The sequence below is a fragment of the Coleofasciculus sp. FACHB-712 genome (genome assembly GCF_014695635.1).
Taxonomy (GTDB): Bacteria; Cyanobacteriota; Cyanobacteriia; order Cyanobacteriales; family FACHB-T130; genus FACHB-T130.
On sequence record NZ_JACJOQ010000174.1, the window covers coordinates 1 to 4,697 of the forward strand.

A 4,697-nucleotide genomic window follows, 5' to 3' on the forward strand; every position below is an offset into this window, starting at 1 on the left:
GTGAAGACATCCACCGCACCGGCGTTAAACAGTGCCTCAAACACATAGCCGATGGCTTGGGGACTCAAGTCATCGATTTGGGTTTCCAGCACCGAAATTATTTCTAAAGAGGGGCTTTCGGAAGGCTGAAGGAATCCCGACTCTTGTTGAGAAGCAAATCGCGTCTCCACACCCTCACCAATCCAGAGGCGCAGAATATTGGGAATCGGTAACTGACGGGAACCGGCACCATTTCCAACCCGCTGGATCGTCATGGGGGGTGGAGAACCAAAGCCGGTGGCAAGCGTACACGCGATCGCTGCTCCAGTCGGTGTCACCAGTTCCCGATCGATGCCATTACTATAAACTGGCACCTGGCGAGATTCCCACAGCTTTAATACAGCCGGTACCGGCACCGCTAGCTGACCGTGAGCTGCTCTAACCATCCCGCCACCAGTGGGGAGTGCCGAACAGTATAGTTCGTCAATCCCCAACCAATCCAAGCCCAGACAAGTGCCGACAATATCTACAATGGCATCAGTCGCCCCGACTTCATGAAAATGAACTTCCTCTGGGGGAATGCCGTGAACCGCTCCTTCTGCGTCTGCCAGCCGTTGAAACACTGCCAAACTGGACGCTTGTACTCGTAACGGAAACTCCGCTTCTGCAATCAACTGGACAATTTCTGGTAAATGCCGCGTCGGGGAATGAGAATGAACCCCATCGAGATCGCCATCGCCATCGGGATGCTGATGCTGATGCTGATGCCCACCATTTTGCCGGTGATGTTCGGGGTGGTGATTTGAATCGCTGCGATCGCGATCGCTCAAATCTACGTGAAATTTAGTAGCTTGCTGACCGTTCCGGTGAACGTGTTCGGCTCGTAACTGGTATTCTTGGGAAATTCCCAGCCTCTTGAGCTTTTCTATCAAATAATCTAGGGGAACTCCCGCATCTACAAGTGCCCCCAGGCACATATCACCGGCAATTCCTGTTGGACATTCTAGATACGCTAGCTTGTTCATAAGGAGTAATCAGGAGTCAGGAAAAATTCTGGATTCTGAATTCTGTAGTCTCAGTTCTGGATTCTGCATTATGGCGACAATCTACAATATCCATCCTGATACACCGCAAACTCGTGGAATAGAACAAATAGTAGGTGCCCTAAGAGCAGGCGCTGTGATGCTATATCCCACTGATACTGTCTACGCGATTGGCTGTGACCTAAATGTCAAGTCAGCGGTGGAGCGTGTGAGGCTCCTTAAGCAGCTATCTAATGATAAGCCCCTGACGTTCCTGTGTCCGTCTCTGTCCAACATTGCCCAATATGCCATCGTCAGTGATGTCGCTTATCGGATTATGAGGAATTTAATTCCTGGGACTTACACGTTTCTGCTACCCGCCACCAAATTAGTGCCGAAACTGGTGATGAGTCCTAAGCGCAAAACGACGGGTATTCGGGTTCCGGAGCATACAGTGTGCCAGTCGCTGTTGCAGGCATTAGGCAATCCGATTATTTCCACCTCAGCTCACCTCGTGGATGAGAATGGCAACGCCCCAACCCTAGGGTTGGAGAAGGCAAAATTGTTTGACCAGCTAGACAAGCTAGTCGATCTGATTGTGGACATTGGCTCGGAACCAGGAGATGGGGTTTCCACAATTTTAGATTTGACAGATGAGGAACCTGTCATCGTCCGGCGCGGTCTGGGATGGGAGGCTGCAACGGCTTGGGCGACATCGGTCAGTTGATTTTAGATGAAAGATTAAAGATTAAAGATTGAGTTAAAGCTTTTACATCCAAAATCCCCAATCGCTAATCTAAAATCCCTTTGCGAACTAAAGACAATTAACTACAGCCTCGGCACTAGGGAATTCGGACGATAACCCTACCAGCAATCCACTTCCTGGATTGTCCACTCAACACCAGCTCCTACCGCTTTGCGACAACACTTGTGCGTCGATAGTTTGAGGGGCGCAAGCCCAGATACAGCAAGGGTTAGTGCTTCTTTTAGGTCAGATGGAATGGGGAGAGAGCGTAGAGATGACCCATAGTGAGCTGAGAGTAGTAACACACCCGCTGTCCGGTGTCTAACAATCAGCCCCTACAGTCTATATATAGAGAGTTGAGACGGTCAATCGCAGGCGCTGCCTGAAGGGAGACAAAACTTTTGAACCGTTCTCAGTGGCTCTTGTTGACTTTGAATACTGTCGCTACCAGGGGCTTTCACCATGACAACTATTAATTCTCTCAGCCAATCTTCTGAAAATCTATGCCACTCGACCGAGCAACTGTTGGGAATCGACGTGGAAACGATGACCGGCCTGTTGTTAGAGGAATTGCGGACTGAAATCAAAACGACGTCATTGCACGTTCAGGCGATCGCTAACCGGATCGCTCTAGAGGTACAGCGGATTTGCAGCAAGAGTCCGCGCATCCAGACTTCTGGCGAGGTTCGCTCTTGGCAGTTAAATCTGGGACGGCATCGGTTGCAAAAGTGTCTGTCATACTACCGGCTGGGTTCTAAGCGGGGTCGGGTTGAACTGCACAGCAACCTCAGCGCGATGGTTTATCGCTATGTAGTGTCGCCCAACTCTCAGTTAGGTTTTCAAGCCCGCTACAACCTGATTGAGGACTTCTTGCAAGAGTTTTACGCCGAGTCAATCAAAGCTTTCCGGCGGGAAAATGAGCTGACAATAGACTACACTCCCCGCACTCAACTGGAACTGGCGGAGTATATGGCATTCAGCGAACAGTATGCCAAGCGTCGCATCAATTTACCGAATGGCACCAGCCAGCAGCTGATTGTGTTGAGGGCACAGGGGTTTGCTCGCCGCCAGCCTGCTGAGACGAGCATGGATATTGAGAAGGCGATTGAGTTTCCCAGAGGTGAAGATGCGGACACGCAAAGTCGGTCAGCGGCGATGCACCAGCTGCGATCGCAATTGGTTGCCGATACGATTGACCCGGCGGAAGCGGTATTGCGCGATCGCGTCGTCGCTGAATTGATGGAATACCTGCAAGCCCAAGGTCAAGAGGACTGTGTCAATTATCTGGTTTTAAAGCTGCAAGACCTCTCCGCACCAGAGATTGACGAAATCCTGGGTTTAACCGCACGTCAGCGCGATTACTTACAACAGCGCTTTAAGTACCATGTGGAAAAATTCTCTCGTCAAAATAACTGGAAGCTGGTACATCAATGGTTGGGAGCCGATCTCGACCAAAAGCTGGGACTCTCTTCTCAGCAGTGGGAAGCGTTTTGGAATCAACTTTCTCTGGAACAGCAGCAGCTATTGCAGTTAAAACAAGCTCAAGTCAACGAGCGGGAGATTGCTCAAACACTCGGATGCACGCCCAAACAGTTACAAAAGCGCTGGACTCAAGTGCTGGAAATGGCTTGGAAAATCCGCAACCAAGGAGATTTATGACTAATGAGTTTCGAGTGTTGAGTTAAGATAATTCTCTTAATTCAACACTCATCACTCATCACTTTCCTCTAACCCCACTGGAATTTCCCCGGAATAGAATAGGAACGGGAATCGAGCAAATGCTCCGCCTGACCGACTGCAACAACTTGTCCTGCTGCCAAGATTACTAAACAATCGGCGAGTTCCAGGGCATCGGCTCGTGAATGAGTCACCAGGACAACCGGCAAGTTAAATTGACGTTGAATGGTTTTCAACTCGGTTCGGAGGGTTGCTCTCAAATCATCATCGAGGGCGCTGAAAGGTTCATCAAGAAGCAGAATTTTGGGGTAGGGAGCTAAAGCCCGCGCGATCGCTACTCGTTGGGCTTGTCCACCAGAAATCTTCTGCACGGGTTGATGTACTAGATCCTCAAGTTCTAACAAATTTACCAATTCGCGAACGCGCTGCTGCCGCCGGTGCCGTTGCCAGCGGTTGAGAGCAAAGCCAATATTTTCCGCTACGTTCAAATGCCCAAATAAGGCGCAGTTTTGGAAGACATAACCGACATTTCGCCGGTGCGCTGGCAAGTTCAGACGCTCTTTAGTATCCAGGAAGATTGTTCCCGCCACTTCAATCCGGCCCCAGTCCGGACGCAACAACCCTGCGATCGCTTGTAATGTCGAACTCTTGCCACAGCCAGATGGCCCAAATAGAACGGTTAAGCCGCTAGAAACTTCAAACTGAATATTTAAATGAAACTGCCCGCCAATGGTCGCCGACTTAGGCAGAAAATTTTTGCCAAAGGCGACTTTCAGCATGGAATACACATCGAATGTCCCAACGCAATTCCTCTTTAGTTTTGTTAGGGTATATGTTAACAATTGTCAACGAACGCGCACAGCTACTCGGCGGTTATGGCGATCAATCTTGCTCAATCTTCTGCTTCACCCCAGCCACCAGCCCAGAATACAACAGCACTCAGGCAAGTCTTTGAGACGATTCAGGCTGATAGTTGTCCGCACTCCTATAACTTTCATATGCACACCGTCTACTCGGATGGTCGTTTGTCACCGAGTGCGTTGATGGAACAGGCGATCGCGATAGGTCTTAAAGGGCTGGCGATCACCGATCACCATACGATTGGCGGTTTCAAAGAGGCTCAATACTGGCTGCAAAACACCTACACGAATCCTGATTCCGCCCACTTACCCCACTTGTGGATCGGCACCGAAATCACCTCTAGCCTGCTGAACACAGAAGTCCACATCCTTTGCTATGCTTTCGATCCAGAACACTCTGCGATGAAGCAATAT

General features: G+C 50.0%; 5 protein-coding genes. 3 read left to right on the forward strand and 2 right to left on the reverse strand.

What is annotated here, in order from left to right; genetic code table 11:
• Positions 1-1,004: nickel pincer cofactor biosynthesis protein LarC (larC, locus tag H6F50_RS04645; RefSeq protein WP_190426836.1), on the reverse strand; the 1,004-nt coding region annotated here is incomplete at its 3' end.
• Between the two features lie 70 nt (positions 1,005-1,074).
• On the opposite strand from larC, the gene H6F50_RS04650 reads away from it, so the two are divergent.
• Complete coding sequence (locus H6F50_RS04650) at positions 1,075-1,728, forward strand: L-threonylcarbamoyladenylate synthase (RefSeq protein WP_190414847.1); 654 nt, start codon at positions 1,075-1,077, stop codon at positions 1,726-1,728.
• A gap of 480 nt (positions 1,729-2,208) precedes the next feature.
• Positions 2,209-3,405 carry a HetZ-related protein gene (locus tag H6F50_RS04655; RefSeq protein ID WP_190426837.1) on the forward strand — a complete coding sequence of 399 codons (1,197 nt, stop codon included), beginning with the start codon at positions 2,209-2,211 and terminating at the stop codon, positions 3,403-3,405.
• Positions 3,406-3,473: 68 nt separating this feature from the next.
• Here the strand turns inward: H6F50_RS04655 and H6F50_RS04660 are convergent, their stop codons facing one another.
• Positions 3,474-4,202 (reverse strand): ATP-binding cassette domain-containing protein, encoded by a 729-nt coding sequence (locus H6F50_RS04660; RefSeq protein WP_190426839.1) that lies wholly within the window; start codon positions 4,200-4,202, stop codon positions 3,474-3,476.
• A gap of 96 nt (positions 4,203-4,298) precedes the next feature.
• Between H6F50_RS04660 and H6F50_RS04665 the strand changes: the two genes are divergently transcribed.
• On the forward strand, positions 4,299-4,697 hold a 399-nt coding region (locus H6F50_RS04665; protein ID WP_190426841.1), incomplete at its 3' end, for a PHP domain-containing protein.

Bases quoted from the DNA above. Each gene is read 5' to 3' on its own strand.
- H6F50_RS04655 (WP_190426837.1), top strand. From the start codon at position 2,209: ATGACAACTATTAATTCTCTCAGCCAATCTTCTGAAAATCTATGCCAC.
- H6F50_RS04650 (WP_190414847.1), top strand. From the start codon at position 1,075: ATGGCGACAATCTACAATATCCATCCTGATACACCGCAAACTCGTGGA.
- H6F50_RS04660 (WP_190426839.1), bottom strand. From the start codon at position 4,202: ATGCTGAAAGTCGCCTTTGGCAAAAATTTTCTGCCTAAGTCGGCGACC.